Genomic DNA, 25,531 nt, shown 5'->3' on the forward strand with positions numbered 1-25,531 from the left:
AAATGGTATAGATGAATCTATGGTAGATATCCCGTGCAATGGTATTCAGATACCCAACTTACGGCTGAACAGATGTCGAATGGTGAACGGGTAACAACACTTTGAAAGTAGAACCCTGACCAAGTTTACTGGTGACAGAAATAGAGCCAGCGCAACGTAGGAGAAGTTGCTGCACAATGGTTAAACCTAATCCAGCACCGAAAACTTCTTCGCCCGGTGCTAGGCGTCCGCGATAAAAGCGGTCAAAAATCTTGGGCAATTCGTTCGGGGCAATGCCGATGCCGGTATCGCGAAATTCCAACTGTACGTATTCGCCTTGTTGCTTGGTGCGTACCACCACCTGACCGCCAGTGGGAGTGAATTTAATGCTGTTGTGTAGCAGATTGATAATAATTTGTCGCAGCCATGCCTCTAAGCAGGAGACAGCCGGAAGGTTAGGACTGACCGTGTAGCCTAGCTGGATGCCTTTTTCTTGAGCGATCGCTTGATAGGTGCTGACAACTCCAGGCACGATATCTGCCAACTGCACTGGAAGCAAAGTTGTTGGGGTAGTTGCCCGATCTAGCTGTACTAGCTCCATTAAACCGCTAATCAAAGAAACTTGGCGATCGCACTGTGTATGCAGCAAATGCAGGTAGCGCTGACGCTGCGAGGGTTTGAGTTGTGGGGACTCTAGCAGCGTCAGCGCGGTTTTCATGTTGGTTAGCGGCGTCCGCAGTTCTAACAGCGCATTGCTTAGTAGTTCATCTTTAAAGCGCACTTCATCCAGCAAAGCTTGATTTTGCCGCTGGAGTTCGGCGATTTCCGTTGTTGATGCATGATTGGCGGCAGCACCCCGCCCGATTTCCTCTTGCTGCTGGACTTGTTTTACCAGTAACTGAGTCAGGATGGATGCGATCGCTCGATTCTGTACTAAATCGGGTGATTGCGGTAAGGTAAATAGCTTGTCCCAGTTGCTGAGGAGAGTCTCTTCAGTGGGCGCGATCGCGGGTCGGATTCCCTGCAAAACCTCCTGAATCACTGGCTTGTCAAAAGCGCAAATTGTCAGCAGCGGTCGTCCTCGCTTGTCCTCCGTGCCTGCTGTAGCCATTTGCTTTTGCAAAGCCAAAACGCTTTCGCTAACGCCTGACTGTGCCCCGTAAGGATTGCCTAGGGCGCTCTTATTCCGGTACTGAGAAGCGAGAAACTCTTTTGAGTCTATATTTTTGATTTGATCCAAATCCTTTGAAGTTGTCTGGGCAGATGGCTTAGCGCTGCGGGGTCGATGAGCCAGAATTAAGCCGCAAAAGCGTTCGGATAGCACTAACAAAAAATATTCTCTGGAAATTGCGTTTTCCGGCTTCAGTTGAACTGGAATAATCTGCGAGGCGGTGGGGGAAATTTTTGGCGATCCGGTGAGTGCATAAGGGGAATTTTCAAATTCTTCCTGGCTTTGGCTCTCTCCTGCTTCTACTCTCTCCTGCTCTCGTCCCTCTTTGCCGTTACAGACATAAATGGTATGCCCAACCTGCCCCCGCTCCTGATATTGTTCTATCTGCGCCTGCCAGCCTTCTCCAGGCGGTAGCTTTACCCAGAGTTTGGCTGGCAGTTGTTGGTCAATCAGTACGTCCATCAGCGCCCACAGCAAGGACTTGAGCGTAGTTGCACTCACGGCAAGCGGCTGAGGCGCTGACTCTACACGCAGAGCCAATTGGTAAAGGGATGCATCCATAAGATTTTAAGATTTTAGAGGTTGCTTTTGGATGAAAAGGTGACTTGTTAAATGCACTGATGTCTCAACAAATGGGTGAAAATCAACTTGGATGATTTTGAAGACTTTTGACTGGAAACTTCTTTGTAGCTACTTTTAGCGCAGCGGTGCGGATCGCAGATTGGGAGAAACCAGAGATAGTTTCATCTTGATTTCTACCCATCTAGCGAGTGTCTCTTTAATCCTTTCCCAGCCATCAATCTCCATTTCAAGAGACAACAAGTTAGATTGAATTGCGCCTAGTTACAAGTTAACCGCTCCACTCTAAAATCTAAAATCCACAATTGCTTTAACCAGGCATCCGCTTTAATAGGGCATCGCGTGCTTGTTCTCGATCGTCAAAGTGGATTTTTTCCGTTCCTAAGATTTGGTAGTCTTCATGACCTTTACCCGCGATGAGGACGCCATCACCCGGTTGGGCTTCTAAAATGGCGGTATGAATGGCAGTCGCGCGATCGCTAATCACCATCACTGGTTGAGCCGAGGTTGGTATCCCGGCGACAATATCTTGCAAAATCCGTTCTGGATCTTCCGTCCGCGGATTGTCGGAGGTAACAACGGCTTTGTCTGCTAACTGCGCGGCAATTTGACCCATCTTTGGGCGTTTGGTGCGATCGCGATCGCCTCCACAACCGAAGACGCAGATCATCTTACCGGGAATAAACGGACGCGCCGCTTTTAGCAAATTCTCCAAACTGTCCGGCGTGTGAGCATAATCGACAATAACGCTAATCTCTTGCTGGGAACCGATTTGCACTCGTTCCATCCGTCCCGGCACTCCCGAAAATTGGGGTAGCGCCGCCGCAATTAACTCCAAATCTACTCCCAGATGCAACACTGCTCCCACAGCGGCAAGTAAATTTTCCAGATTGTACTGCCCGACCAGGGGAGAACGGAAAGCCACGTCCCCTTTGGGGGTATGCATGACCCCGCTGACTCCCGTTGGCTCATAACTCAGGTTGCTCATCCACAAATCGGCGGTTGTATCGTTGACACTATAGCGCCATACTTGGTCTGGATTTAACCGTTCGATCAATCGCTGTCCATAAGAATCATCTGAATTAATTACCGCCCGCCCTTTGAGATATTCAGGGCTAAACAGCAACGCTTTTGCATTGAAGTAATCTTCCATGTCGTGGTGGAAGTCTAGATGATCCTGGGTGAGATTGGTAAACACCGCAACCGAAAACGGACAACCTAAAATCCGACCTTGCGCCAAAGCGTGGGAACTTACTTCCATCACACCCATCTGAGATCCGGCTGCGATCGCGTCTGCCAGTTGTTTTTGCAGTTCGACAGCAAAAGGCGTCGTGTGGGCAGCGGTTTGTTGAAAGCCAGCCCAACGGGCATACAGCGTCCCAAATAAAGCCGTTGGTAACTGGCTCCAAGTCAGGAAAAATTCGATTAAATGAGTCGTTGTCGTTTTGCCATTCGTGCCAGTGACGCCAATCAGTTTTAGCTGTTGCGCTGGGTAGCCATAAAAGGCAGCAGCAACTTGGGCGCAAGCTTGAGTCATGTCTGCAACTGGAATCACGCAGGCATCTTCCCCTTTGGGAGGATGTTTTTGGGCAGCTTGGGAAGAAACCAGGGCGGCGACTGCACCGGATGCGATCGCGCCTTCCCAAAACTCCCCTCCATCCACTCGCGTTCCGGGCATCCCGATAAACAAATCTCCCGGTTGACAAGCATGGGAATTTGTCGTTAAGCCCTTAACTTCCAATTCCAGAGCAGTCTGACTAGAGGGTTGCTCAATCTGGGGAATGGTTGCTAATAACTCTCGCAATTTCATCTTTAGTAACTCCTCACAATCGTCACGAGTCATTAATCGTTAGTCATGAGTCATCGGATCGTTAGCAGGCGGACGCTCGACTCAAGACTATTCGCGCTTATTCTTTATCTTTTACAAGCAAATATTTCTGTAACATTTGCGCCAACTGTTGCACCGTAGCGCGGGGAGAAGGACGGGGCAACGGTTCTTCTACTCGATCTGTACGCTGAGATCGAACCCTAAACAGGACAGGAATTTCATATTGATAGGCTTGAAACCAATCTTCGCGGGTAGTGATATCCCGGATTTCCAGTTCAATGGGGGGGTTTGAAACTTGTTCGAGTTTTTCTTGTAACCCCTCGCACAAGTGGCAACCCGGCTTGCTGTACAGAATTAACCGCACTCAATCTCTCCAAAAAACTTTTATAGGGCGATGATAGCTCCTAGTGCAGTTTGGCAGAAATCAATTGCCGGTTCAACAATTAGAAGTTATCTCATCTTTTCTTCAAAGCGGACACCCATCCCAAAAAAAAGCAGCAGAATCATTCTGTGACTGGCTACGCTTTGCCTCTACAATCCTTCCTCTCGATAGCAGGATGTTGGCGAGGGAATGTAGGCGGGGTGATTCTTGTCCGCGCCCATGTCTGCGCCAGTAGAATGCCATGCAATTCTTTACACGATGTTCATTTATAGCCCTGTTCTCCGATCGGGTTAGGTGCTTATAAGAGGTAAAATAATTTGTAATAAAGAATTCAGAAATTCACTAGAAACGTACCATGAGCGATAGCACCACAGCTCCCGTTAGCATCTCCTCGTTTAATCTGGATGAGCTTAACCAAAAATTTGACAAAGCTCATCCCAGAGAGATCCTGGCTTGGTGTGTTACAAATATCCCCACGGGACTGGTGCAAACCAGCGCCTTTAATGTGGATGATTTGGTAATTACGGATCTTTTATACCGCGATCTCAAACCAGCAACGCCAGTGCCAGTCCTGTTTCTGGACACGCTGTATCACTTTCCTCAAACCCTGGAGTTAGTTGCTAAAGCGCAGGCACTTTACAATTTAAACCTCCAAACTTACAAAATTCCCGATCTAGACTCCCGCGAAGCCTTTGCGGCTAAATACGGCGAAGCGCTGTGGGATAAGGACATCACTCAATTTCACCACCTGACCAAAATTGAACCATTGCAACGGGGTCTAGCAGAACTCAGCACCGTTGCCTGGATTACCGGACGCCGCCGCGACCAAGCCGTGACTCGTGCTGATATGCCAGTCTTGGAACTAGATTCACAGCAACGGCTGAAAGTGAATCCTCTGGCCAACTGGACACGCAAGGATAGCTGGGCTTATGTGGCTGAGCATGGCATGATTTACAATCCTCTGCACGATCAGGGATATGCCAGCATCGGCGACGAACCCATCACGACACCCGTTGCTGAGGGTGAAGACGAACGCGCAGGTCGCTGGCGCGGCATGGGTAAAACCGAATGTGGAATTCACATTTAGAATGTCTAATGGGTAATAGGTAATGGGTAATGGGTAATGGCAAGAAGATTACCCATTACCCATGACCAATCACCAATTACCAATTAGCAAAATGATTAAAATCCTCCACCTATCCGATATTCACATGGGGAGTGGCTTCTCCCACGGACGGGTCAATCCGGAAACCGGAGTAAACACACGCCTTGAGGATTTTGTCAATACTTTATCGAAGTGTATTGACCGAGCGATTGGGCAAAGCTCAGATGGAGAGAATGCCGAACCCGTCGATTTAGTCTTGTTCGGTGGAGATGCTTTTCCCGATGCAACGCCGCCGCCATATGTACAGGAAGCGTTTGCCAGTCAGTTTCGCCGCTTAGTCGATGCTCAGATCCCAACGGTGTTGCTCGTGGGGAATCACGACCAGCATTCTCAGGGGCAGGGAGGCGCAAGTTTATGTATTTATCGGACATTAGGAGTGCCAGGGTTTATTGTCGGCGATCGCATCGTCACCCACCGCATCGAAACCCGCAGCGGTCCCGTCCAAATCATTACCCTCCCTTGGCTCACCCGTTCCGCCCTGCTGACGCGCCCAGAAACCGAAGATTTGTCTCTAGCCGAAGTTAACGAGTTATTAATTAAGCGTCTTGAGCCTTGCCTGGAAGGAGAAATCCGGCGTCTAGATCCGGAAGTACCAACCGTTCTTTTAGCTCACCTGATGGCAGACCGAGCTAACTTAGGTGCAGAGCGCTTCCTAGCAGTCGGCAAAGGGTTTACCATCCCCATCTCGATGCTGACGCGACCTTGCTTTGACTACGTCGCGTTGGGGCACGTCCACCGACATCAGAATCTCAACAAGTCGAACCAGCCTCCAGTTATCTACCCAGGCAGTATTGAGCGAGTCGATTTCAGCGAAGAAAAAGAAGACAAAGGCTATGTGATGATTCAACTGGAACGAGGCAACGCCCAATGGGAATTTTGTCCTCTTCCCGTGCGCCCCTTCCGAACTATCGAAGTGGATGTCTCTGATGCATCTGAGCCGCAAGCCGCTTTAATCAAAGCGATAGGCAAAAAAGATATCAAAGATGCTGTCGTGCGGCTAATCTACAAACTGCGTTCCGAGCAGATAGATTTGATTGATAATAATGCCCTGCACGCTAGCTTAAGTGACGCCCACACCTACACAATTCAGGCGGAATTAGTCAGTCAGCTAGCGCGTCCTCGCTTGCCCGAACTCGGTTCTAGTGCCAGCACCGATCCTGTGGAAGCGCTGAAAACTTACTTAGCCAATCGGGAAGACCTTAAGGATATTGCCGCCTTGATGCTGGAAGAAGCCCAGAAGTTACTGGCACATGAGGAAGAGGCGTGGTTCAACGCTTCTGACATTGAGGAAGCATCAGCGATAGGAACGAATCAACCGAGTCAGCAATCTGTGGCAACGACAGATTCCCAGCTGCGTTTACTGTAAAAGTCTTGCTTGAATTTGTGCTAAATCTGCAAGGATTCAGTATTACTTAGTATGCGCGTATTTTTCATACTAAGTATTGTTCAGTATACGTATAATTACATAAACTAAAAAGCAGGTTTGAGCGTATCAGCAAAAAGCAAAAAACTCTGAAAAAGTTTAAAATTTAGATAAATAGATTACAGAATTTGAGTAAATGAGCTTTCGGGAACAGACTTCTCAGCAAGTCACAACGCAGCCTTTAATGTCTAAATTTTTACCAGCAGTTTTAGTCGCAGCTGCTTTTAGCGTTGGTGCAGCGGCACACATCCAACCAGCTTTGGCGGGAACTTGTGCGGCAAAGTGCCCCCCAGCCCCGATTCAGTTCGTACCGGGACAACGCATCACCTATGAGGTGGTAAACCTGACATCGAGTTTGGTTCAGATGCAAAAGGTGGTGGGTACCGATCCGATTCCCCTCAATCCCGGACAAGTCGTGTCTTTCACGAGGGGAGGGGGTACAGACCCGAATCTATCACTTTTGCTGTGGGATGCGACGGGTTTGCCCCTGGGAGTGAGACTTGCTAAACCGAATCCTAGAACTTTACGAATCGAAGTCCGTCCTGGTGGGCGTCCTCCAGGCGATCGCACAATTTATTTAAGAGATGACGGTCGGGTTGCTGTTTATTAAAAGCGATCGCATATCCCTATAGACCCAGTCATTTAACGAATTAAAACTGATAGGATGGGCTGAGCCAGACTGCTGGAAATACGACGCCTGTGCAAGATCGTCCTCATTCAGAATCATCCCCTCGTCCTGCCCGATTGCCCAATCATCGATGGCAAATATTTCCAGTACGAGACGAACTAGCCCAACAGTTAGCTAAAACGACGGGTCTTTCACCACTGTTGAGTCAGGTACTGATTAACCGAGGCATTGAGACGCCAGAAGAGGCACAAGCATTCCTAGATCCAGAATCTCAGGTTTTGCCCTCACCGTTGGAAGAATTTCCCGACTTGGCAATTAGTGTGGAGTTGTTGAAAGAAGCGCTCGCATCCCAGCACAAAATTGCGATCTGCGGAGACTATGATGCGGATGGGATGACCAGCACCGCGCTATTACTCCGGGCATTGCGGTGGTTAGGGGCACAGGTAGATTATGCGATTCCCAGCCGCATGAGTGAAGGCTACGGGATTAATCGCCGTATTGTCGAAGAATTTCACCGGGAAGGCGTTTGGCTGATTTTAACGGTAGATAACGGCATTTCTGCGTTTGAGCCAATCGATCGGGCACGGCAGCTGGGTGTCAAAGTTATTGTCACCGATCATCACGATATTCCCGAAAACTTGCCTCCAGCGGATGCCATTCTCAATCCCAAGCTGATTCGAGAATCTTCCCCTTATCGCGGGGTGGCGGGCGTCGGCGTCGCTTATATCTTGGCTGTCACCCTCGCCCAACAGCTGGGGCAAACGAAGGGATTGGTGAAGCCGCTATTAGAACTCTTTACCCTCGGAACCATTGCCGATTTAGCACCGTTAACCGGGGTAAACCGCCGCTGGGTGAAGCGGGGTTTGCAACAATTACCGAATTCTCAACTAGCGGGAGTTCAGGCGCTGATTCAGATAGCGGGAGTACCTCAAGGCACAGAGAACAGCGAAGCGGAAATTCCAAAATCTAAAATCCCAAATCCGCAATCTTTAAAGCCAGAGGATATTGGGTTTCGCCTGGGGCCAAGAATTAACGCCGTGGGACGGATTGCCGACCCGCAGACTGTGATTGAATTGCTGATAACTGATGATATGGGAATCGCACTGGAACGGGCGATGCAGTGCGAACAAATTAACAAACACCGACAGCAACTCTGTGAAGAGATTGAACGGGATGCCGTTACTTGGTGTGAAGAAACCCAGATTATTGGAATCCCGAAGAAAAATTTAGATTCTGCCAGTGAGGTTTTACCTCAAATTCCAGATAAGTCGATTGACTTCCAGCAAGAACGGGTGTTAGTTCTGGTTCAACCGGGATGGCATCATGGCGTGATTGGAATTGTTGCCTCGCGCTTGGTGGAACGCTACGGCGTGCCGGTGTTTATCGGAACTTATGAGGATGACCATCACGTCCGGGGTTCGGCGCGGGGAATTCCTGAATTTCACGTATTTGAAGCTTTGCAGTTTTGCGAGGATTTGCTGGGGAAATTTGGCGGACACAAGGCGGCGGGGGGTTTTTCGATGCCAGCCGAAAATCTCCCCGCATTGCGATCGCGTCTTAGCCTTTTTGCTCATCAGTGTCTGGAACCCCAGCACCTAAAGCCGCTGCTCAAGATTGACGTTCAGGCTAACCTCGACGATATTAATCTTGATCTGTACCAACAGATTGATGCCCTTCACCCGTGCGGGATTGAAAACGCCGATCCCGTATTCTGGACGCCGAATGTCCGCGTAGTTGAGCAAAAAATTGTCGGGAAGGGTCACGTCAAATTAAAATTCCAAGACTCTGGGGATAACGGGAGTCAGGTTCGGAAAATCGAAGCGATCGCTTGGCGATGGGGCAATTATTACCCTTTACCGTCGCGGGTTGATATCGCCTACAAACTGCGACAAAATACCTGGAATGGCAACACCACAATACAACTGGAGTTAGTAGGTCTGCGACGTTCCACGGGGGAACCTCATCAATTGTCCTTCTCCCCAGGATTGAAAGCTGAGTTTCACTACAACCAGCGTCGCTATACCTGTAGCCTTTCTGAGTCTTTAAAAGAGTTAAAAATTAGAAATCCCGAAGGCAAGGTTCTGGCGATTCAGCAAGGACACCGAATGGGTTTACTCGGAATCACGCGGGAAAATGCCAAAGAGGTTGATGTGACGAAACCTCCGTTTTATCCATTGATTAAAGCGGCAATGCAAGCGCTGGATCTACCGGGGAAAAATACCTAAGTTTTCTGAGAAAGCAAGATAAGATTTTTTAAGGCAAAGTAACGCAAAGGGATTTGCCAAGTTACGCAAAGCTATCTGCTCATTCTTCGCGTAGACTCTGCGCTATCCTTTGCGGTACTTTGCGTTGAAAATACGATTTTGTGTCAAAATGCCAGTCTTTTAGAGGTCGCCGCCTCGAAATGCCAGCACGAAGATAACTGCTGGGCCAGCAAGCATAATTACCGCCACAAAGCCTAGCTGAGCAATGACTTCCCAGTTGATGCTGCTCAAACCGCTGAACAAGTCGCTGAAAATCTCCATTTGTCCTGCCTTTCTACGGGTATTTACAATGTGTTGATTTGAATAGCTAATTGGCAAATTTTGCCATCTAATCTTACCCAGCGATCGCGTCTTTTATTTAAAGAACTTTACAAAAGTATAAACAATGACAAAAAACCCTCAGAAAGTCGTTTCTTGCCGCTGGCAAGGAAAAACCTCTCTTCAAGGCGCGATTTATCGCGTCTAAACTGAAGAGACGAGAACTTTTTGAAAGATGGTTTGGAACAATGCCGACTTGGCGATGTGTTAAGCAATGTGGAGCCTGCTGTCATCTCGATCCAGCAGATCGCCCTGACTTAGATCAATATCTCATGCCAGAGGAGTTACAGCTATATCTGAGCATGGTCGGCGAAGGGGGATGGTGTGTGAATTTCGATCGGGAGACGCGAGAATGTCAGATTTATCTAGATCGTCCTCGCTTTTGTCGGGTGCAGGCAGATGTTTTTGAGGAATTGTACGGCATTGAGCCAGAGGAACTCAATGACTTTGCAGTGGAGTGTTGCCGCGAACAGATTGAAGGCGTTTATGGCGATCGCTCTTTAGAAATGATCCGATTTAACCAGGAAGTTGGCTTTTGAAACCGATTAGGAACTTAAATCTTCTGCAAGCAACCAAAGGTTGATATTTGTACCATATTCTGAGAAAATGAAAAGAATATGAAAACTAGCTAGCGTTGAGCCTAACTCAATAGTGAAACTTTCTGCACTGCCTCCTAGCCTGCCTGCCTTAGAGCGTCCTAGCGCCCAGGTACCTGCCGTTGAATCAGCGCCTTCACCCTCTTCAAAGATTAGCCATTCTAAATCTCAAAAGCCAAAAGTGAAGCTTTTCCAGCGGGTGCCTTGGACAGTCTTTAGCTCCACGTTCTTGACGATCTTTTTGGCAGAAATGGGAGATAAAACTCAGGTGGCAACGCTGCTGATGAGTGCAGAATCTCAGTCGCCGTGGTTGGTGTTTGCGGGTGCGGCGGTGGCACTAATCGCTACAAGCTTGGTGGGTGTATTGTTGGGGCGCTGGCTGGCAACTCGGCTGTCTCCTAAAACCTTGGACATGGCAGCGGGAGCTTGTTTACTCTTTGTTTCTGTGATGCTGCTGTGGGATGTCGTACATTTTTAAGTTGCAAGATTTTCACGTTGCAAGGTTGGCACGTTGAAAGTTCAACCTGTCAGCGATTCAAAACTTTCAACCTTTAACCCTTCCAACCTTCAACTATGGATTGGCATCTTCTCGGAATTAGTTTCATCACGGTATTTTTAGCGGAGATTGGAGATAAGAGCCAATTGGCAGCGATCGCGCTCAGTGGCAGTTCTAAATCTCCCCGCGCCGTGTTTCTAGGAACGATCGCCGCACTGCTGTTGGCTAGCTTCCTGGGAGTCATTGCTGGGGAAGGCGTGGCGGTGCTGTTGCCTGCGCGGTTACTCAAAGCGATCGCAGCCATTGGGTTTGCCTTAATTGCCGTCCGCTTGTTGTGGCCCGATACCGATGTGCCAGAAGATTTAGAAGAGACACCGTAAAGATCGGGTTTGGGTTTTGAGTTCTTACATTGGGAAGAAAAATTCCAGCCAGAAAAACATTAATTCTGGAAAAAGCCCGTAAAAAAACAAGGCTTTAGCGCTAGGAGTGTCAACATAGATTTAGTCAGTTGCAGCGCTTCCCACTATGAGCTATTGCCTCAATCCAGCTTGCCCAAACTCTCAAAATCCCTCTGATACAAAGTTTTGCCTGACTTGCGGCACTAAGTTGTTGCTCAAAGACCGCTACCGTGCCATCAAACCGATTGGGCAAGGCGGTTTTGGTAGAACTTTTTTGGCAGTGGATGAAGATAAACCTTCTAAACCGCGTTGTGTAATCAAGCAGTTTTACCCGCAAGCCCAAGGCACCAGCACGGTTAAAAAGGCAATTGAGTTATTTAATCAAGAAGCAATGCGGCTGGATGAACTGGGTAAACATTCCCAGATTCCCGAATTACTGGCATATTTTACTCAAGACGATCGCCAGTATTTGGTGCAAGAGTTTATCGACGGGCAAAACTTAGCCCAAGAATTGGCACAAGTAGGTGCTTTTAGCGAATCTCAGATTTGTCAGTTGCTGAATGATTTATTGTCAGTGCTGCAATTTGTCCACAGCCAACAAGTGATTCACCGAGATATTAAGCCAGAAAATATTATTCGCAGAAGTCGCGATCGCAAGCTCGTTCTGGTTGATTTCGGCGCGTCTAAAGTTGCCACCACTAACGCCCTCAACCAAACGGGAACCAGCATTGGCAGCCCTGAATATGTGGCACCAGAGCAAGCCAGAGGCAAAGCTTCTTTCGCTAGCGATATTTATAGTTTAGGCGTCACCTGCATTCATCTATTAACTCAGCGCTCTCCATTTGACTTGTACGATATTAACGAAGATGCTTGGATTTGGCGGCAATATTTAATCTCTAAAGTTAGCGATTCGCTGGGCAAAATTCTGGACAAAATGCTGCAAACTGCTCCCAGTCGGCGCTATCAATCAGTAGAAGAAGTCTTGAAAGACCTGAATCCTTCGCCAGCCCAAGTCACGGTAATTTCTCATACACCGGCGACACCTGCCAAGCCTCTGAAATCATCGCCAGTGACACCACCCGTTGCCAACAAACCCCCTAACCCATCCAAAAGCCAAATTGATATTGAATTAGAGGCTTTAAAAGCCGAAATAATGGGTGGTAGCACCGCCAAAAACGAAAATCAAAAATCGGCGTCCCCACAACCTCCATCTTCAAATCCTGCTAAAGCTAACAGCCAGGTCGATCTGGAATTGGAGGAGCTAAAAAGTCAGTTTCTGGGATCTCCAACGCCCAAAAAGCCCCCTCAGAGCTAGCGCCTTGGGGATGGCTGTTTGGAAGGCACCGCCATCAATTAAACAATCTCAAACAGCGATCAGAGGCTGAACGCGAGCCGGAAAACCCGCGGAATTGAGCGCCTCAACCGCTGTGTTGTGGTCTTGCACCCAGAATTGACGACCCAGGCGAACGGTTAAGTGCCGCTGTCCTCCTTTCACCGTTGCAATCACCGGGACATTTGCTTTGTCTTTATCGCCTGAGTGTTCTTGGAGATTGGTCATCAAGCGATGCTGTTCCGCAATGTCACCCGCTTGATGAGGTGTCAGTTCCACCATCACCATCCGCACTTGTTCAATGGGTTCTGTATCCTCAACGATCAGCTGAGTTTTATCGTCTCGCCTGTCTACTTTTCCCCAAATAATCAGGCGATTATCCACGACCAGATGTAAGTGAATGCGTTCGTAAGTTTTCGGAAAGACGACGGCTTCAGATTGACCTGTTAAGTCTTCGATTTGCAAGATCGCCATGCGATCGCCCTTTTTGGTGACTACGGGTTTGATCCCGCTGACTATCACAATGGCGCTAAGAGTCGTATCCTCCCGCTGGTCGCCGAGTTCGCTAAGATTAATCGGAGCGAGAATTTGAGCAGATTTTCGCACAGATTTAAGGGGATGGTCAGAGACGTAAAAGCCTAGCAGTTCTTTCTCAAAATGTAACTTTTCGTGTTGAGAAAAATCAGGGATGGCTGGAGCCTTGGGAGCAGATTCAAAGCTACTTTCTGTTGTCGTATTTCCAAAGTCAAAGAGATTTCCCTGCCCACTGGCTCGGTCTTTAGCGCGATTTTGCCCCCAAGGGAGAACTAGCTCAAGGTCTTTGCTTAATTGCTGTCGGTTGGGTTCGAGGGTATCAAACGCACCGCATTTGATCAAAGCTTCTAAGGCGCGGCTGTTAACTGTGCGAAGATCCACGCGATCGCACAAATCAGCCAAAGACTTAAAATTGCCCCCACTTTCCCGTGCTGCCAAAAGACACCGAATCGCCCCCTCTCCCACATTTCGGACTGCCGACAATCCAAATAAAATACTATTTTGCAGCGGTGTAAAATCAACTCCCGATCGATTAATATCTGGCGGCTCCACTTGAATATTCATACTCAAACAAGTGGTGATATATTTTTGCACCTTATCCTGGTCGCCACTGTTAGAGGTCAGCAGCGCTGCCATGTATTCAACGGGATAATTTGCCTTTAAATATGCCGTTTGATAAGTTACATAAGCATAAGCCGTTGAATGGGATTTATTGAAGCAATATTCGGCAAATTTAACCATCTGCTCGAATAAATCTTCAGCAATCTTTTCCTTTACTCCATTTTTAGCAGCTCCATCAATAAAGGCTTCTCGATGCTTTTGCATTTCCGAAACCTTTTTTTTACCCATCGATCTCCTCAATAAGTCTGCTTGACCTAGAGAATATCCAGCTAAATCCTGAGCCATTTTCATAATTTGTTCTTGATAAACAAGAACCGCATAGGTTTCTTGCAGAATTGGCTCTAGTAAGGGATCGACATACTTAATTTCTTCTCTACCATGCTTGCGGTTAATAAACAGAGGAATCAGACCCGCATCTAATGGTCCCGGTCGATAGAGAGCAAGAATTGAGGAAATATCTTCGATGCTGGAAGGCTTCAGGTCGCGCACAATCTGACGCATCCCAGAAGACTCTAATTGAAAGATGCCTTCTAATTCACCTTTTTCTAATACTTCGTAGGTTTTTTGAATATCTAGGGGGATTTTTTTAACTTCACTTTTGGCTAAGATTTTCTGAGCTTTTCTTTCTTCAAGCGGGAGTTGATCGGGGTCGAGAGTAATATTTTTATTTTGCTTAATTAGATCGATGCTTTTCTGGATCATGGTTAGGTTTCTTAACCCCAGAAAGTCCATCTTTAACAACCCCAGCGATTCCAAGTCTTCCATGAAATACTGGGTAATGACTGAGCCGTCATTATTTCGTTGTAGCGGCACAATTTGATCTAAAGGTTCTGCTGAAATCACGACACCGGCGGCGTGTACCCCAAAAGTTTTGTTCGTTCCTTCAATTCGCATTGCCATATCAATCCAATGGCGAACGATGGGGTCATTATTGTATTTTTCTTTAAACTCTGGTGCCGGGGTATCATCCGAAATCATCACCTTGAGTTTTGTGGGCTTACCACGCACCACTGGGATCAGTTTCGCCATTTTGTCTGCATCCCCATAGGGAATATTCAACACTCTGGCAACATCTTTTAACACTGCTTTAGACGTGAGGCGGTTAAAGGTAATAATCTGCGCCACCCTATCCGTGCCATACTTTTGGGTGACATATTCAATCACTTTGTCCCGTTGTTCAATGCAGAAATCTGTATCAATATCCGGCATAGATTTCCGTTCTGGGTTCAAAAATCGCTCGAATAGTAACCCATGATGGACGGGATCGATGTTAGTAATTTTTAAGGCATAAGCAACTAGAGAACCCGCCGCAGAACCGCGACCAGGCCCTACTGGAATGTTATTATCTCTGGCATATTTGATATAGTCCCAAACAACTAGAAAGTATGTTGAAAATCCCATCTGCTGCATCATTTTCAACTCATATTCCAGCCGTTCTTTATAGATGGGATCGACTTCAGCACGAGAACGATAACCAAAGCGTTCTAAGAGACCTTTCCAAGTAACATCTTCGAGATAGGTATCGGCGGTGTAGTCGGCTGGGATAGGATAGTCGGGAAGGCGAGGTTCGCCGAGGATGTTGTAAGGTTGAACTTTATCTGCGACTTCTAGGGTATTTGCGATCGCTTCCTCAATTACGTCGTCCGGTAGATGATCTCGAAACAGATATTTCATCTCATCAGCGGATTTCAGATATTCAGTGCCGCTGTAGCGCATCCGATTATCTTCAGAAATCAGTTTTCCGGTCTGAATACATAACAATGCGTCGTGAGCTTCGACATCGTTGCAAGAAATAAAATGGGAATCATTAGTAGCGACAATTTTTATGTCTAGTTCCCGCGCAATTTTTACAATCTCAACGTTAACTGTTCGGTCTTCTTGAGAACCGTGATCTTGAATTTCTAAATAAAAATCTTCACCGAAAACATCTTTATACCACTGAGCAGTTCGACGAGCAACATCTGGTCGGCGCTGAAGAATTGCTTGAGGAATTTCACCTCCCAAACAAGCACTGGTAACAATTAAACCTTCGTGGTATTCAGCTAATAATTCTTTATTGATACAGGGACGGGCAAAAATTCCTTTTCCCTGATAACCTTTGAGATGGGAAATTGTTGTTAATTTAACTAGATTTTTATAGCCTTTCGTATTTTTCGCTAAAACAACTTGGTGATATTTTTTTCGACCACGCTTTTGTTCTTCAATATCACCATTAACGACATACATTTCATTGCCAATAATCGGCTTAATCGTTTTCCCACGACAAACCTTAATTAGCTCAATCGCGCCATACATAACACCGTGATCTGTGAGCGCGATCGCAGGCATCCCCAATTTCAATGCTTGATCCACCAGTTCCGGTAACTGACTGGCACCATCCAGCAAACTATAATCACTGTGAACGTGCAAACCAACAAAAGACATATTCGGTAATCGGTAATTGGTAATCGGTAATCGGTAATCGGTGATGCCAATTACCGATTACTAATCTAGAGTTTTGGAGCGCGTAGATGCCAATCAGTTGCTTGCTCATATGCATAAGCAACTTGCAGTAGCAAATCTTCTCGCAACACGTTACTCATCATCTGTATCCCAATCGGTAATCCCTGGTCATCGAATCCACAAGGTAAACTCAATCCAGGCAAACCTGCGAGATTTAAAGGAATCGTCATCAGGTCATTTAAATACATACTCAAGGGATCTTCGCTATTTTCCCCTGCTTTAAATGCAGTGGTGGGAGCAGTGGGAGACACTAAGATATCCACTCTTTCAAAAGCCCGTTGGAAGTCTTGTTTAATCAGGGTGCGGACTTTTTGCGCTTTCAGATAATAGGCGTCGTAATATCCTGCGGAGAGAGCATAAGTGCCTAACATGATCCGCCGCTTAACTTCGGTGCCAAAACCGCCGGAGCGGGTCTGAGTATACATTGACAACAGATTATCCGCGTCAGGCGTCCGGAAGCCATACTTCACGCCGTCGTAACGGGCGAGATTGGCGGATGCCTCGGAAGGAGCAATGATGTAATAGGTGGGCAAACCGTAGCGGAAGCGGGGACAAGAAATTTCTTGAATTTCGGCTCCCAAATTTTGCAGCTGCTCAATCGCTTTTGTGACTGCTTGCCAGACGCAGGAGTCTACACCTTCGCCAAAAGTTTCTTTAATAAAACCGACTCTCAACTGACCTCTAGGTCTCAGGTCAGGTCTCAAGGATTTGGCATAGTTTGGGATTTTTACGTCGAGACTGGTGGAGTCCTTGGGATCGTAACCCGCGATCGCTCCCAGTAAAATTGCCGCATCTTCGACTGTCCGCGCAAATGGCCCAATTTGGTCCAAAGAAGACCCATAAGCAACCAGACCAAAACGGGAAACCAGCCCATAAGTCGGTTTTAACCCGACAACGCCGCAGAAAGATGCTGGCTGACGGATAGACCCCCCTGTATCGGAACCGAGAGACACCACACACTCTCTTGCCGCCACCGCCGCCGCCGAACCGCCAGACGATCCTCCCGGCACCCGCTGTAAATCCCAAGGGTTGGCGGTGACTTGATAGGCAGAGCTTTCTGTAGAACTGCCCATCGCAAACTCATCCATATTCGTTTTGCCCACCATCACCGCACCAGCATCTGCCAGTTTTTGGGTCACGGTTGACTCGTAGGAGGGGACAAAATTTTCCAAAATCTTGGAACCGCAAGTGGTGCGAATTCCCTGGGTACAGAGATTGTCCTTGATGCCAATGGGAATGCCAGCCATCAGCCCAATTTCTTCACCAGCAGCGATTTTGGCATCCACAGCTTGAGCCTGTTCTAATGCTCTCTCTGCCGTCACGCTCAAAAAACTATTCAATTTCGGCTCTAGTGCCTGAATGCGGTCTAAAGCTTCTTGAGTGAGTTCTACAGCGGAGCGTTCTTTACTAATGAGTTGTTTGTGCAACTCGCGGATGGATGGCATGCTTTGCTTCTACCTTTAGTGACTCAAAGTCCAGATATTTAGTATAGGTCGTGGTTTAGACGCGATGGTTAATTCAGCAATCCTTTGGGATTGTGAAATTTTAGCGGGAAGTTTGGCAAACCCGGAAATGCCGAACCGAAGGTTGTTCTACACAAGACATCCCTTTCCCGACGCTGTCCAGTTACCCTCCAAGTCGAGCATACTGGATCGTGTCCGTAACACACGCCAGGTCAATTATGCGTCGATTTCAGTTTTGCGCGATCGCTCCCATCCGCTTTCTCGCTCAGAAAGTTTTGAGACTCGCAACCCTATTGCTATTGTCTCTAACATTTTTCGGTTGGACACTTCCAGCGCAAGCAGCGACCCAAATCAGCCCGCGATTGGAAGAGCAAATTTTACAGGTGATTCGCCAGCACCCAGAAGTAATTTTGGAATCTGTTCAGGCATATCAGCAGCAACAACAACAGCGGCTAAGCCAAGCCCAGCAGTCATTCTTGCAGGAGTTCAAGGCTAACCCCAAGGCAGTGATTGGTGAATCTCCGACGACGGGAACTGAGCCGTCAAAGGTTGTAGTAATCGAATTTTCAGACTTCCAATGTCCTTATTGTGCCCAAGCGCATGACACGCTAAAGGAGCTGATCGCAAAGCATCCGGATGAAGTGACCTTAGCATACAAGCATTTTCCCCTCGCTCCGATCCATGCGGAAGCCATGCCAGCGGCTAAAGCGGCATGGGCGGCAGATCGGCAAGGCAAATTCTGGGAATATCATGATGCTTTATTTGCCAAGCAAGACAAATTGGGCGAGGAGTTGTATGTGGAGATTGCCCAAACACTCAACTTGGATTTAGAGCAATTTAACCGCGATCGCGCTAGCGATACGGCTAGTGCTGCGATTGGACAGGATGTTCAGCTAGCCGAGAGTTTAGGGCTTGCAGGCACTCCCTTTTTCTTGATCGATACTGAGACTTTCTCAGGTCCTATCCAACTGTCAGATATGGAAAATCTACTCACTGCTGCCAAATAGTTCTAGCGTCATCAAGATTGAATCTGGATGGAGCGCTTTAAGCGTTCATTGCCTTTGAGCGCTTCTGACAGCCTCAGTCATTTAGTTCTGAGTTGACAGAATGCCAGATTACAGAGAGGCTGTCACTTTGGTAACTAAAGGCAGTGTAATCAGAAACTCAGCTCCCTTACCGGGAGAAGAAATGCACTCCAGCTGACCACCATGTTTTTCGACGACCACTTGGTAGCTGATGGACAAACCCAATCCGGTGCCTTTGCCAATCGATTTGGTGGTAAAGAAAGGTTCAAACAGGCGCTGTCTAACCGTTTCAGTCATCCCCCGTCCATTGTCAGCGATGCGGATTTGCACCTGCTGGGGGTTCAGTAACTGGGTATAAATGGTGATTCGGCTGGGATTTTCTTTGATGTCCTGAGGCGATCGCTGAGCGTCCCGTTCGTCTAGGGCATCCATCGCGTTGGAAAGCACATTCATAAACACCTGATTCAACTGACCGGCGTAGCATTCCACCAAGGGCAAATTTCCGTATTCCTTGATGATTTCAATGCCGCGACGGTCAGATTTGTCTTTCAGACGGTTGTGCAAGATGGTTAGCGTGCTGTCAATTCCTTCGTGAATGTTGACAGCTTTCACTTCTGCCTCATCCATGCGTGAGAAGTTGCGGAGTGCCAGCACGATCTCCTGAATTCGGTCGGCTCCAACTTTCATCGACGATAGCAGCTTCGGCAAGTCTTGCATCAGGAATTCTAGGTCAATCGCTTCAGCTTCTTCCTGAATTTCTGAATGTGGGTGAGGATAGTGCGTTTGATACAGTTCCAGCAACCTCAGCAAGTCTTGCATATAGTTGTTGGCATAAGTGAGATTGCCGTAGATGAAGTTGACGGGGTTGTTAATTTCATGGGCAACGCCAGCAACTAACTGTCCCAGACTGGACATTTTTTCAGTTTGTACCAATTGCGCCTGAGTCTGCTGGAGTTCCTTGAGTGTCTGCTCTAACTCGTGTGCTTTAGTACGGGTTTGATTGTACAGGTCTGCCTGGTTGAGCGCGATCGCAAACTGCTCGATCACGACCTGTAACAACTCGACCTCGCTATCGTTCCAGCAACGCGGTTCGGTGCTGTGGCTACAGCAAATTGCGACAACCATACCCCCAGGTAACTGAACGGGGATAATCAGTACTGTTCGCATTCCTAGCGTGCGTACAAAGTCTCGCCAAGTGGGATCTTCTACCGTCTCGATATCTTCTATTCGTAAGGTTTCCAGCTTTAGAAGTTTGGTCGCTAACACACCGAATGCCGATGCAGGATAGCGTCCGGTCAAATCGGGTAGGTGAGCAAGGCGAACTTCCGGAGAAATTTCCCAGTATGGCTCCTCTACATTGCCGTGATACCAGCCAAGATGACATCGATCGGTCTGAAGGACTTTCTGGATTTCGTGCAATGTTGTCTCTAAGATGGCATCAAAGTCAAGAGAATTGCGAATCTGGTTGGTGAGCCGATTAATTAACTGTTCGCGCTGTGCTTGCTCTTTTAGCTGCTGAACGGACAATCGCAAGGCATCTTCTACCCGTTTGCGATCGCTAATATCCCTCGTGATGACAACGATACCCAGAATGTTACCGTGAGCATCCCGCCAAGGAGCTTTTGTGGTTAAAAAGGTGGTGTTGATGTCACCATTAGAAACCACTTCCTCATAAGCTTCAGTAACGCCTGCTTCCATAATCTGACGGTCTCTCGCCATGATTTGGTGGGCAATGTCAGGAGGTAGCAGTTCAGAATCGTCTTTGCCAAGAATCTCCTCAATTGGCTTTCCAAAGAAGTTTGCCAAATTAGAGTTGAGCGCGATATGACGCCCCTGCCGATCTTTGACAAGGATGAAGTCTGGTGTACTTTCCAAAATAGAGTTTAAGAGGGCATTGCGTTCGCGCAGGTCTGCTGCTGCTTGTTTGCGTTCGTCTTCGACGCGCTTGCGATCGCTGATATCCGTCGAAATCCCACCCAGCGCGTAAGGCACACCAGCTTCATCCAGAATTGGGAAATGCACCGAAACGTAGGTATGCAAACCATCTTCATGGAGGATAACTTCTTCTGAGACGATGGCTTTTCCCCCTGCCAGAATCCGTCGGTCGTTCTGTGTAAACTGCTGAGCCATTTCTTGGGGAAACAAGTCGTAATTCGTCTTTCCTTTAATCTCCTCTCTGGTAATGCCAAATAACCGTTCAAATTCCCGATTAACCCGAATGTGTCGTCCTTGAATATCCTTTAAATAAATCACTGCCGGACAGTTATCGATAATCGCTTGTAGTTCTGCCTCGCTCTCTTTCAAAGCGGCTTCTGCCTGCTCTCGCTCTCGAATTTCGTCTTGCAGGTGTGCCACCACCGCTCGGAGTTCCTGGGTGCGTTCCTCGACTCGTTGTTCTAGCTCTAGCTTCCCTTGGTTCAGTGCTGCTTCCGCTTCCTTTCGCTCCGTGATATCCAGCAGCACCCCACAGAAGATGATTTCACCCTGATTGTTTTTTGTAGGGATAGAACTACCCTGCCACCAGCGTATCTCTCCATTTGGCTTGATTAATCGCCCTTCATAGTGCCAAGGGATGGATTGCTCAATCACTTCAGTGACCGATGCATAATAGCTTTCTAAGTCGTCAGGATGCACCTGACGAATGAACGCGCCGAAATCTGCCATGACCACCTCAGCCGTCACGCCTAGGAGATTCCAGATTCCTTCGCTCATATAATCTACTCTCCAGACATCCTTCCGGTTGGTGAACTGGAAAATCACCCCAGGTAGATTCGCGGTGGTATCTCTAAATCGTGCCTCCTTAACGGCTAAAGCTGCCTCAGCTTGTTTGCGCTCCGTGATATCTTCAGTTGCCAGGATGATGCCGCCCATCACTCCGGTTTCATCTTGCCAAGGACGAATCTCCCATTTGCGCCAGCCAGTTGAGCCATCCGTTCGCTGAAACGGTTCTTCAACCAACATCTCGACTGCTTCGGTCAAACAACGTTGGTATGCTGCCTGTAAGGGTTCCCAATCCGAGGGGCAAACCTCAGGATGCGATCGCCCAATAATTTCTGGTTGCTTCAGTCCCAGTTCGCTCAACCACCGCTGGCTGAAGAGCAGATAGTTGAGGTTGCAATCGAGAATGGCAGCCGCTAAGGGTAGGTTTTCAATGAATTGGAAACAAAGGCAATCGTGCTTCATCTGGCTCTGAGCCGGGAAGTGCTGTTTCATGAATTAGGGATTGGTTCCTACACTGGACAGTATCCAATACTGCGGCTTCTGCCCCTCCCCATCTGCATACCAAAGTGCATGATGACGAAGAGGATTCAATATCTAGAGTTCCCTCTACACAAAGGCTAGTAACATTTGTTGAAATAACGAATTGCAAAAAAAACAGAAGAATTCTGCGTATATAGATAAGTTTTGTCGCTGACAAACACAAGTGAGAGGCGTGCTACCACTCCACCTTACCAGCGCGCTAAATTCTGAATCAGGTTCAATACAAGAATTTAATTGTGTCGAATTATACAAACTTACTGAACGCGGCTTCCAAGCTAACTTCAAGGCTAAGTAGTACGCGATCGCACCGATGACATCGACTGTAACGCGATTCAAAATGAAACTCAGCTAGCACAAACACTGAAAATTTTAGACGATCCCCTCGTAGTCAAAAATGGGGAAACTTTCTCGTCGGGTGCTGTCTATTTATCTAATACGGACAGTTTATCAACTCGTGGCAGCGAGTCTTAAAGTAACTTATGCGTCGAATTCAATTTTGGGCATTTGCCCCCATCGTTCTACTCGCTACGTTCTCTCCTTTGATGGTTCAAGCGCGGCAGCCTCTAGCAAATGTTAGCGGTAATATTGTCCCCGTTGGTTTTTCTCAAGAAGGCTCTCTCTTGCTAGCGCAGGCAACTACTCTCTCACCGCTGGAACAAGGAGTGATTGCTGAAATGAATAAGGCGCGGAAAAATCCCGCCGCCTATGCCGCCGTACTGGAGAATTGGAAAAAACGCTTCCAAGGTAAGCAAGTGAGAATGTCTGGAAACATCTTTTTACAAACCCAAGAAGGTGTGAAAGCCGTCGATGAAGCGATTCGCTTCCTGAAATCCACTCGTCCTCTCCCACCTCTAAGTGCATCTAAAGGGATGTCATTGGGGGCTAGGGATCATGTGAAAGACCAAGGACCAAAAGGTAAGGTTGGTCACAATGGGAGCGATCGCAGCGATCCGTTTTCTCGCATCAACCGCTACGGTTCCTGGCAAACCACCGCAGCCGAAAATATTAGTTACGGCTCTGACACCCCTCAATCTATCGTCATGCAGTTAATCATTGATGATGGAGTTCCGGATCGCGGTCACAGAAAAAACATTTTCAACCCGGCTTTCCGAGTCGCAGGAGTGGCTTTTGGGTCTCACGCAAAATACAAATCGATGTGCGTGATTACCTATGCTGGAGGATATAAAGAGAAATAGGCTTCATGCATCACTCGTCCTCTTCATCTCATCACCTCAGCGTTCTCCGCCAGGGAAAAGGCTTTCCAATTCTCTGTCTACACGGTCATCCGGGGTTAGGCAGCAGTATGTCTGTCTTCACTAACCACTTATCCCAAAAATTCCAAACTTTTGCCCCTGACCTCCGGGGATACGGCAATAGTCGCATCAAGGGTAATTTTAGAATGGAAGACCATTTAACCGATTTGGAGGCGCTTCTAGACCGCTTCCAGATTGAGCGTTGCCTGGTATTGGGTTGGTCGTTAGGGGGGATTTTGGCGATGGAGTTGGCGCTGAAGCTACCAGAGCGAGTCACGGGTTTGATTTTGATTGCCACAGCAGCACGCCCCCGTGGGAATCATCCGCCAATCAGCTGGCAGGATAATTTCTACACGGGGCTGGCTTCGATCGTGAACCGAGTACAGCCTGGGTGGGAGTGGAATATCGAGACCTTTGGGAAGCGATCGCTCTATCGCTACCTGATCGGACAACATACCCCTGGCGCTTACCGCTACCTCGCATTGGAAGCGATGTCAGCTTACTTGCAAACCTCAGCGGCGGCAACGCAGGCACTCAATACTGCTCTGAGAGCTGGTTACAACCGATTGGCGGATCTCCAGCAAATCCAATGTCCGAGTTTGATGCTGGCAGGAGCAAGCGATCGCCACATCACCCCTGAGTCCAGTTTAGAAACGGCTCATCACCTCAAGGATTGCCAATGGCACTGCTACCCGAATACCGCTCATTTATTTCCCTGGGAAATTCCCGAACGGGTACTGCGGGACATTGACTTTTGGCTCGATAGCCATCCACAAGTCGTGACGCCAGCCGGAGTTTAGATACCATCGTCGCCTCACCCTGTCCCGAAGTGATGCAGCCCCGACCAGAGGAGATGCATGTTCAAGTCTGGTATCCTTCCAATCTTGTGAATTCTTAGCATCCCAGAAGCATCTATTCCTAGCGAGCGTACCCCTCTGGCAAACCCAGAAAGGTTAGGGGTAAGGTGCCAAAGATGGGGATTCAAAGGAAGTAGATATCACCTGTGAAAAAGCTCAAAACCTAAGAAGGCTGACCGCTAAAAAACGTGGATGTTCTTTGGCGGTCAAAACGCTCCCCCGACTCATCGTAAATCGTCAGCTTCTCTGGCTTACAGCGCTTCACAGTAGCCTTAATGCCTTTCGCTCCTTCTGCTTCCAGGTCTTCGATATAACCAGCTTTGGTTCTATCAGCTTCCTGGGAGCTGAGGAAAGGGCCAAAGTAGTAAGTACAACGGGGGTTGTCTGTGACAATCTCAACCCACGAAGCCCATCCAAAGAAGTGGAGAATGTTAATCAAGAATTCCTTCATGTTTTTGGCCTATCTTAGGGGATACAAAGCAGTCTTCTAAAAGGTTGTTCTTTACATTCTGTTATATTCTGTCATCTTTCTTTTTGAAAGTCTCTTTTGAAAGATTATTCAAGTAGAGCCGATTCGACCAGCGCTGACGATATATCTCATAAAGAGCCATTCCCCCTGCGACTGACGCATTCAGGCTCGGTGTGTTTCCCTGTAGCGGAATCGAAATCAGGAAGTCACAACACTTTTGTGTCAGAAGATTCAATCCTTCACCTTCAGAACCAATCACCAATACTACTGGCCCAGTAAATTGAGTAGTGTGTAACATTTGACCATCGCCTGCGGCGGTGCCATAAATCCAAAAGCCAGCCGCTTTCAATTCTTCTAAGGCACGGCTGAGGTTAACCACTCTGGAAACAGGAAAAGTTTCTAAAGCTCCGACTGCCACTTTCATGACGGCGGATGTGATTCCCACTGCTCGTCGTTGAGGGATCACCAATCCCTGGGCACCCAAAGCTTCTGCCGTGCGAATAATCGCTCCTAGATTGTGGGGATCGGTAATGCCATCCGCTACCACCAGCACTGGCTGCTCCGAGACGGATTTTGCCTGAGCGATTAACTCACTCAGGTCAGTGTAAGCGTAGGGTGCGACTTGAGCGACCACTCCTTGGTGATTTGCCCCGTGGCTAATTTGCTCTAAGCGGCGCGCACTAACTTCATCGATTACCGTTCCCCGTTCCTTGGCTTTCAGTAGGAGGGAGTGAAACCGGGAATCATAACGCAAATTTGGCAGTATCCAAACCCGATTCAGCTGGCGATGTTTTTCCAACGCTGTGAGGACAGGATGCCGTCCATAAATCAGATCGCTTTCTTCTTCGGGTGCGGCTGCTGCTGCTCGATCCTCGTCCTGAAAACGACCTCTGGGGATCTCCCGTTCGTGACGGTTGGGAATTGACTTCTTTGGCTTGAAGTTGTCTGTCGGGCGCGTGTCAATTGAGTCTGTGTTTTTGTGGCGGGAA

At 48.0% G+C, this 25,531-nt stretch carries 20 protein-coding genes; 11 read left to right on the forward strand and 9 right to left on the reverse strand.

Annotation, left to right across the window (positions count from 1 at the left end):
• Positions 1–58: 58 nt before the first annotated feature.
• From NC997_RS06120 to NC997_RS06130, 3 genes are all read right to left on the reverse strand, one after another.
• Positions 59–1,711 (reverse strand): DICT sensory domain-containing protein, encoded by a 1,653-nt coding sequence (locus NC997_RS06120; protein ID WP_190530108.1) that lies wholly within the window; start codon positions 1,709–1,711, stop codon positions 59–61.
• Positions 1,712–2,039: 328 nt separating this feature from the next.
• Positions 2,040–3,539 (reverse strand): UDP-N-acetylmuramoyl-L-alanyl-D-glutamate--2,6-diaminopimelate ligase, encoded by a 1,500-nt coding sequence (locus tag NC997_RS06125; RefSeq protein ID WP_190530110.1) that lies wholly within the window; start codon positions 3,537–3,539, stop codon positions 2,040–2,042.
• 97 nt (positions 3,540–3,636) lie between these two features.
• The gene (locus NC997_RS06130) at positions 3,637–3,921 is read right to left on the reverse strand and encodes a glutaredoxin family protein (RefSeq protein ID WP_190414783.1); all 285 of its coding nucleotides are present in this window, start codon (positions 3,919–3,921) and stop codon (positions 3,637–3,639) included.
• Positions 3,922–4,294: 373 nt separating this feature from the next.
• Here NC997_RS06130 and cysH point away from each other — a divergent pair, with 373 nt between their 5' ends.
• From cysH to recJ, 4 genes are all read left to right on the forward strand, one after another.
• Positions 4,295–5,026 (forward strand): phosphoadenosine phosphosulfate reductase, encoded by a 732-nt coding sequence (gene cysH / locus NC997_RS06135; RefSeq protein ID WP_190414784.1) that lies wholly within the window; start codon positions 4,295–4,297, stop codon positions 5,024–5,026.
• 91 nt (positions 5,027–5,117) lie between these two features.
• Complete coding sequence (gene sbcD / locus NC997_RS06140) at positions 5,118–6,470, forward strand: exonuclease subunit SbcD (protein WP_190530125.1); 1,353 nt, start codon at positions 5,118–5,120, stop codon at positions 6,468–6,470.
• Positions 6,471–6,663: 193 nt separating this feature from the next.
• Entirely contained in the window at positions 6,664–7,137 is a 474-nt protein-coding gene (locus NC997_RS06145; protein WP_242031510.1) for a hypothetical protein, read from the forward strand.
• Between the two features lie 89 nt (positions 7,138–7,226).
• A complete protein-coding gene (gene recJ, locus NC997_RS06150) occupies positions 7,227–9,380 on the forward strand; it encodes a single-stranded-DNA-specific exonuclease RecJ (protein ID WP_348257767.1) in 2,154 nt (717 codons plus the stop codon).
• A 159-nt stretch (positions 9,381–9,539) separates the two neighbouring features.
• Here the strand turns inward: recJ and NC997_RS06155 are convergent, their stop codons facing one another.
• A complete protein-coding gene (locus NC997_RS06155) occupies positions 9,540–9,662 on the reverse strand; it encodes a photosystem II reaction center protein Ycf12 (RefSeq protein ID WP_190414819.1) in 123 nt (40 codons plus the stop codon).
• Between the two features lie 263 nt (positions 9,663–9,925).
• Here NC997_RS06155 and NC997_RS06160 point away from each other — a divergent pair, with 263 nt between their 5' ends.
• The 4 genes from NC997_RS06160 (at position 9,926) to NC997_RS06175 (ending at position 12,542) form a co-directional block, all read left to right on the forward strand.
• Positions 9,926–10,276, forward strand: a complete 351-nt coding sequence (locus tag NC997_RS06160) for a YkgJ family cysteine cluster protein (RefSeq protein WP_190429480.1) — start codon at positions 9,926–9,928, stop codon at positions 10,274–10,276.
• Positions 10,277–10,484: 208 nt separating this feature from the next.
• The gene (locus NC997_RS06165) at positions 10,485–10,811 is read left to right on the forward strand and encodes a TMEM165/GDT1 family protein (RefSeq protein ID WP_347275957.1); all 327 of its coding nucleotides are present in this window, start codon (positions 10,485–10,487) and stop codon (positions 10,809–10,811) included.
• Positions 10,812–10,906: 95 nt separating this feature from the next.
• Positions 10,907–11,209 carry a TMEM165/GDT1 family protein gene (locus tag NC997_RS06170; RefSeq protein ID WP_190414788.1) on the forward strand — a complete coding sequence of 101 codons (303 nt, stop codon included), beginning with the start codon at positions 10,907–10,909 and terminating at the stop codon, positions 11,207–11,209.
• 145 nt (positions 11,210–11,354) lie between these two features.
• Positions 11,355–12,542, forward strand: a complete 1,188-nt coding sequence (locus NC997_RS06175) for a serine/threonine-protein kinase (protein ID WP_348257768.1) — start codon at positions 11,355–11,357, stop codon at positions 12,540–12,542.
• 48 nt (positions 12,543–12,590) lie between these two features.
• Here the strand turns inward: NC997_RS06175 and NC997_RS06180 are convergent, their stop codons facing one another.
• Together NC997_RS06180 and gatA are read right to left on the reverse strand one after the other, a co-directional pair.
• Entirely contained in the window at positions 12,591–16,136 is a 3,546-nt protein-coding gene (locus tag NC997_RS06180; RefSeq protein ID WP_190525275.1) for a DNA polymerase III subunit alpha, read from the reverse strand.
• Positions 16,137–16,201: 65 nt separating this feature from the next.
• Positions 16,202–17,659: an Asp-tRNA(Asn)/Glu-tRNA(Gln) amidotransferase subunit GatA gene (gene gatA / locus NC997_RS06185; RefSeq protein WP_190525276.1), complete on the reverse strand. Its 1,458-nt coding sequence runs from the start codon at positions 17,657–17,659 to the stop codon at positions 16,202–16,204.
• A 236-nt stretch (positions 17,660–17,895) separates the two neighbouring features.
• On the opposite strand from gatA, the gene NC997_RS06190 reads away from it, so the two are divergent.
• Entirely contained in the window at positions 17,896–18,684 is a 789-nt protein-coding gene (locus NC997_RS06190; RefSeq protein WP_190525277.1) for a thioredoxin domain-containing protein, read from the forward strand.
• 108 nt (positions 18,685–18,792) lie between these two features.
• Here the strand turns inward: NC997_RS06190 and NC997_RS06195 are convergent, their stop codons facing one another.
• Positions 18,793–21,915 (reverse strand): PAS domain S-box protein, encoded by a 3,123-nt coding sequence (locus NC997_RS06195; RefSeq protein WP_190525278.1) that lies wholly within the window; start codon positions 21,913–21,915, stop codon positions 18,793–18,795.
• A gap of 527 nt (positions 21,916–22,442) precedes the next feature.
• Here NC997_RS06195 and NC997_RS06200 point away from each other — a divergent pair.
• Positions 22,443–23,159, forward strand: a complete 717-nt coding sequence (locus tag NC997_RS06200; RefSeq protein WP_190525279.1) for a CAP domain-containing protein — start codon at positions 22,443–22,445, stop codon at positions 23,157–23,159.
• A 5-nt stretch (positions 23,160–23,164) separates the two neighbouring features.
• Positions 23,165–24,016, forward strand: a complete 852-nt coding sequence (locus NC997_RS06205) for an alpha/beta hydrolase (RefSeq protein WP_190525280.1) — start codon at positions 23,165–23,167, stop codon at positions 24,014–24,016.
• Between the two features lie 220 nt (positions 24,017–24,236).
• Here the strand turns inward: NC997_RS06205 and NC997_RS06210 are convergent, their stop codons facing one another.
• Both NC997_RS06210 and rlmB read right to left on the reverse strand, forming a co-directional pair.
• Complete coding sequence (locus NC997_RS06210) at positions 24,237–24,524, reverse strand: DUF1816 domain-containing protein (protein ID WP_190525281.1); 288 nt, start codon at positions 24,522–24,524, stop codon at positions 24,237–24,239.
• A 61-nt stretch (positions 24,525–24,585) separates the two neighbouring features.
• Positions 24,586–25,506, reverse strand: a complete 921-nt coding sequence (gene rlmB, locus NC997_RS06215) for a 23S rRNA (guanosine(2251)-2'-O)-methyltransferase RlmB (protein ID WP_347276055.1) — start codon at positions 25,504–25,506, stop codon at positions 24,586–24,588.
• Between the last annotated feature and the right edge of the window lie 25 nt (positions 25,507–25,531).

Source organism: Trichocoleus sp. DQ-A2 (assembly GCF_039961915.1).
In the GTDB taxonomy this organism is placed as follows: domain Bacteria; phylum Cyanobacteriota; class Cyanobacteriia; order Cyanobacteriales; family FACHB-T130; genus FACHB-T130.

What these genes read in the sequence shown, in the direction of transcription:
- NC997_RS06145 (WP_242031510.1), top strand. Translation starts at nt 6,664, where the DNA reads ATGAGCTTTCGGGAACAGACTTCTCAGCAAGTCACAACGCAGCCTTTA.
- NC997_RS06190 (WP_190525277.1), top strand. Translation starts at nt 17,896, where the DNA reads ATGCGTCGATTTCAGTTTTGCGCGATCGCTCCCATCCGCTTTCTCGCT.
- cysH (WP_190414784.1), top strand. Translation starts at nt 4,295, where the DNA reads ATGAGCGATAGCACCACAGCTCCCGTTAGCATCTCCTCGTTTAATCTG.
- NC997_RS06120 (WP_190530108.1), bottom strand. Translation starts at nt 1,711, where the DNA reads ATGGATGCATCCCTTTACCAATTGGCTCTGCGTGTAGAGTCAGCGCCT.
- NC997_RS06170 (WP_190414788.1), top strand. Translation starts at nt 10,907, where the DNA reads ATGGATTGGCATCTTCTCGGAATTAGTTTCATCACGGTATTTTTAGCG.
- NC997_RS06210 (WP_190525281.1), bottom strand. Translation starts at nt 24,524, where the DNA reads ATGAAGGAATTCTTGATTAACATTCTCCACTTCTTTGGATGGGCTTCG.
- NC997_RS06195 (WP_190525278.1), bottom strand. Translation starts at nt 21,915, where the DNA reads ATGAAACAGCACTTCCCGGCTCAGAGCCAGATGAAGCACGATTGCCTT.
- NC997_RS06180 (WP_190525275.1), bottom strand. Translation starts at nt 16,136, where the DNA reads ATGTCTTTTGTTGGTTTGCACGTTCACAGTGATTATAGTTTGCTGGAT.
- NC997_RS06125 (WP_190530110.1), bottom strand. Translation starts at nt 3,539, where the DNA reads ATGAAATTGCGAGAGTTATTAGCAACCATTCCCCAGATTGAGCAACCC.
- NC997_RS06160 (WP_190429480.1), top strand. Translation starts at nt 9,926, where the DNA reads ATGCCGACTTGGCGATGTGTTAAGCAATGTGGAGCCTGCTGTCATCTC.
- NC997_RS06200 (WP_190525279.1), top strand. Translation starts at nt 22,443, where the DNA reads ATGCGTCGAATTCAATTTTGGGCATTTGCCCCCATCGTTCTACTCGCT.
- gatA (WP_190525276.1), bottom strand. Translation starts at nt 17,659, where the DNA reads ATGCCATCCATCCGCGAGTTGCACAAACAACTCATTAGTAAAGAACGC.
- sbcD (WP_190530125.1), top strand. Translation starts at nt 5,118, where the DNA reads ATGATTAAAATCCTCCACCTATCCGATATTCACATGGGGAGTGGCTTC.
- NC997_RS06175 (WP_348257768.1), top strand. Translation starts at nt 11,355, where the DNA reads ATGAGCTATTGCCTCAATCCAGCTTGCCCAAACTCTCAAAATCCCTCT.
- NC997_RS06205 (WP_190525280.1), top strand. Translation starts at nt 23,165, where the DNA reads ATGCATCACTCGTCCTCTTCATCTCATCACCTCAGCGTTCTCCGCCAG.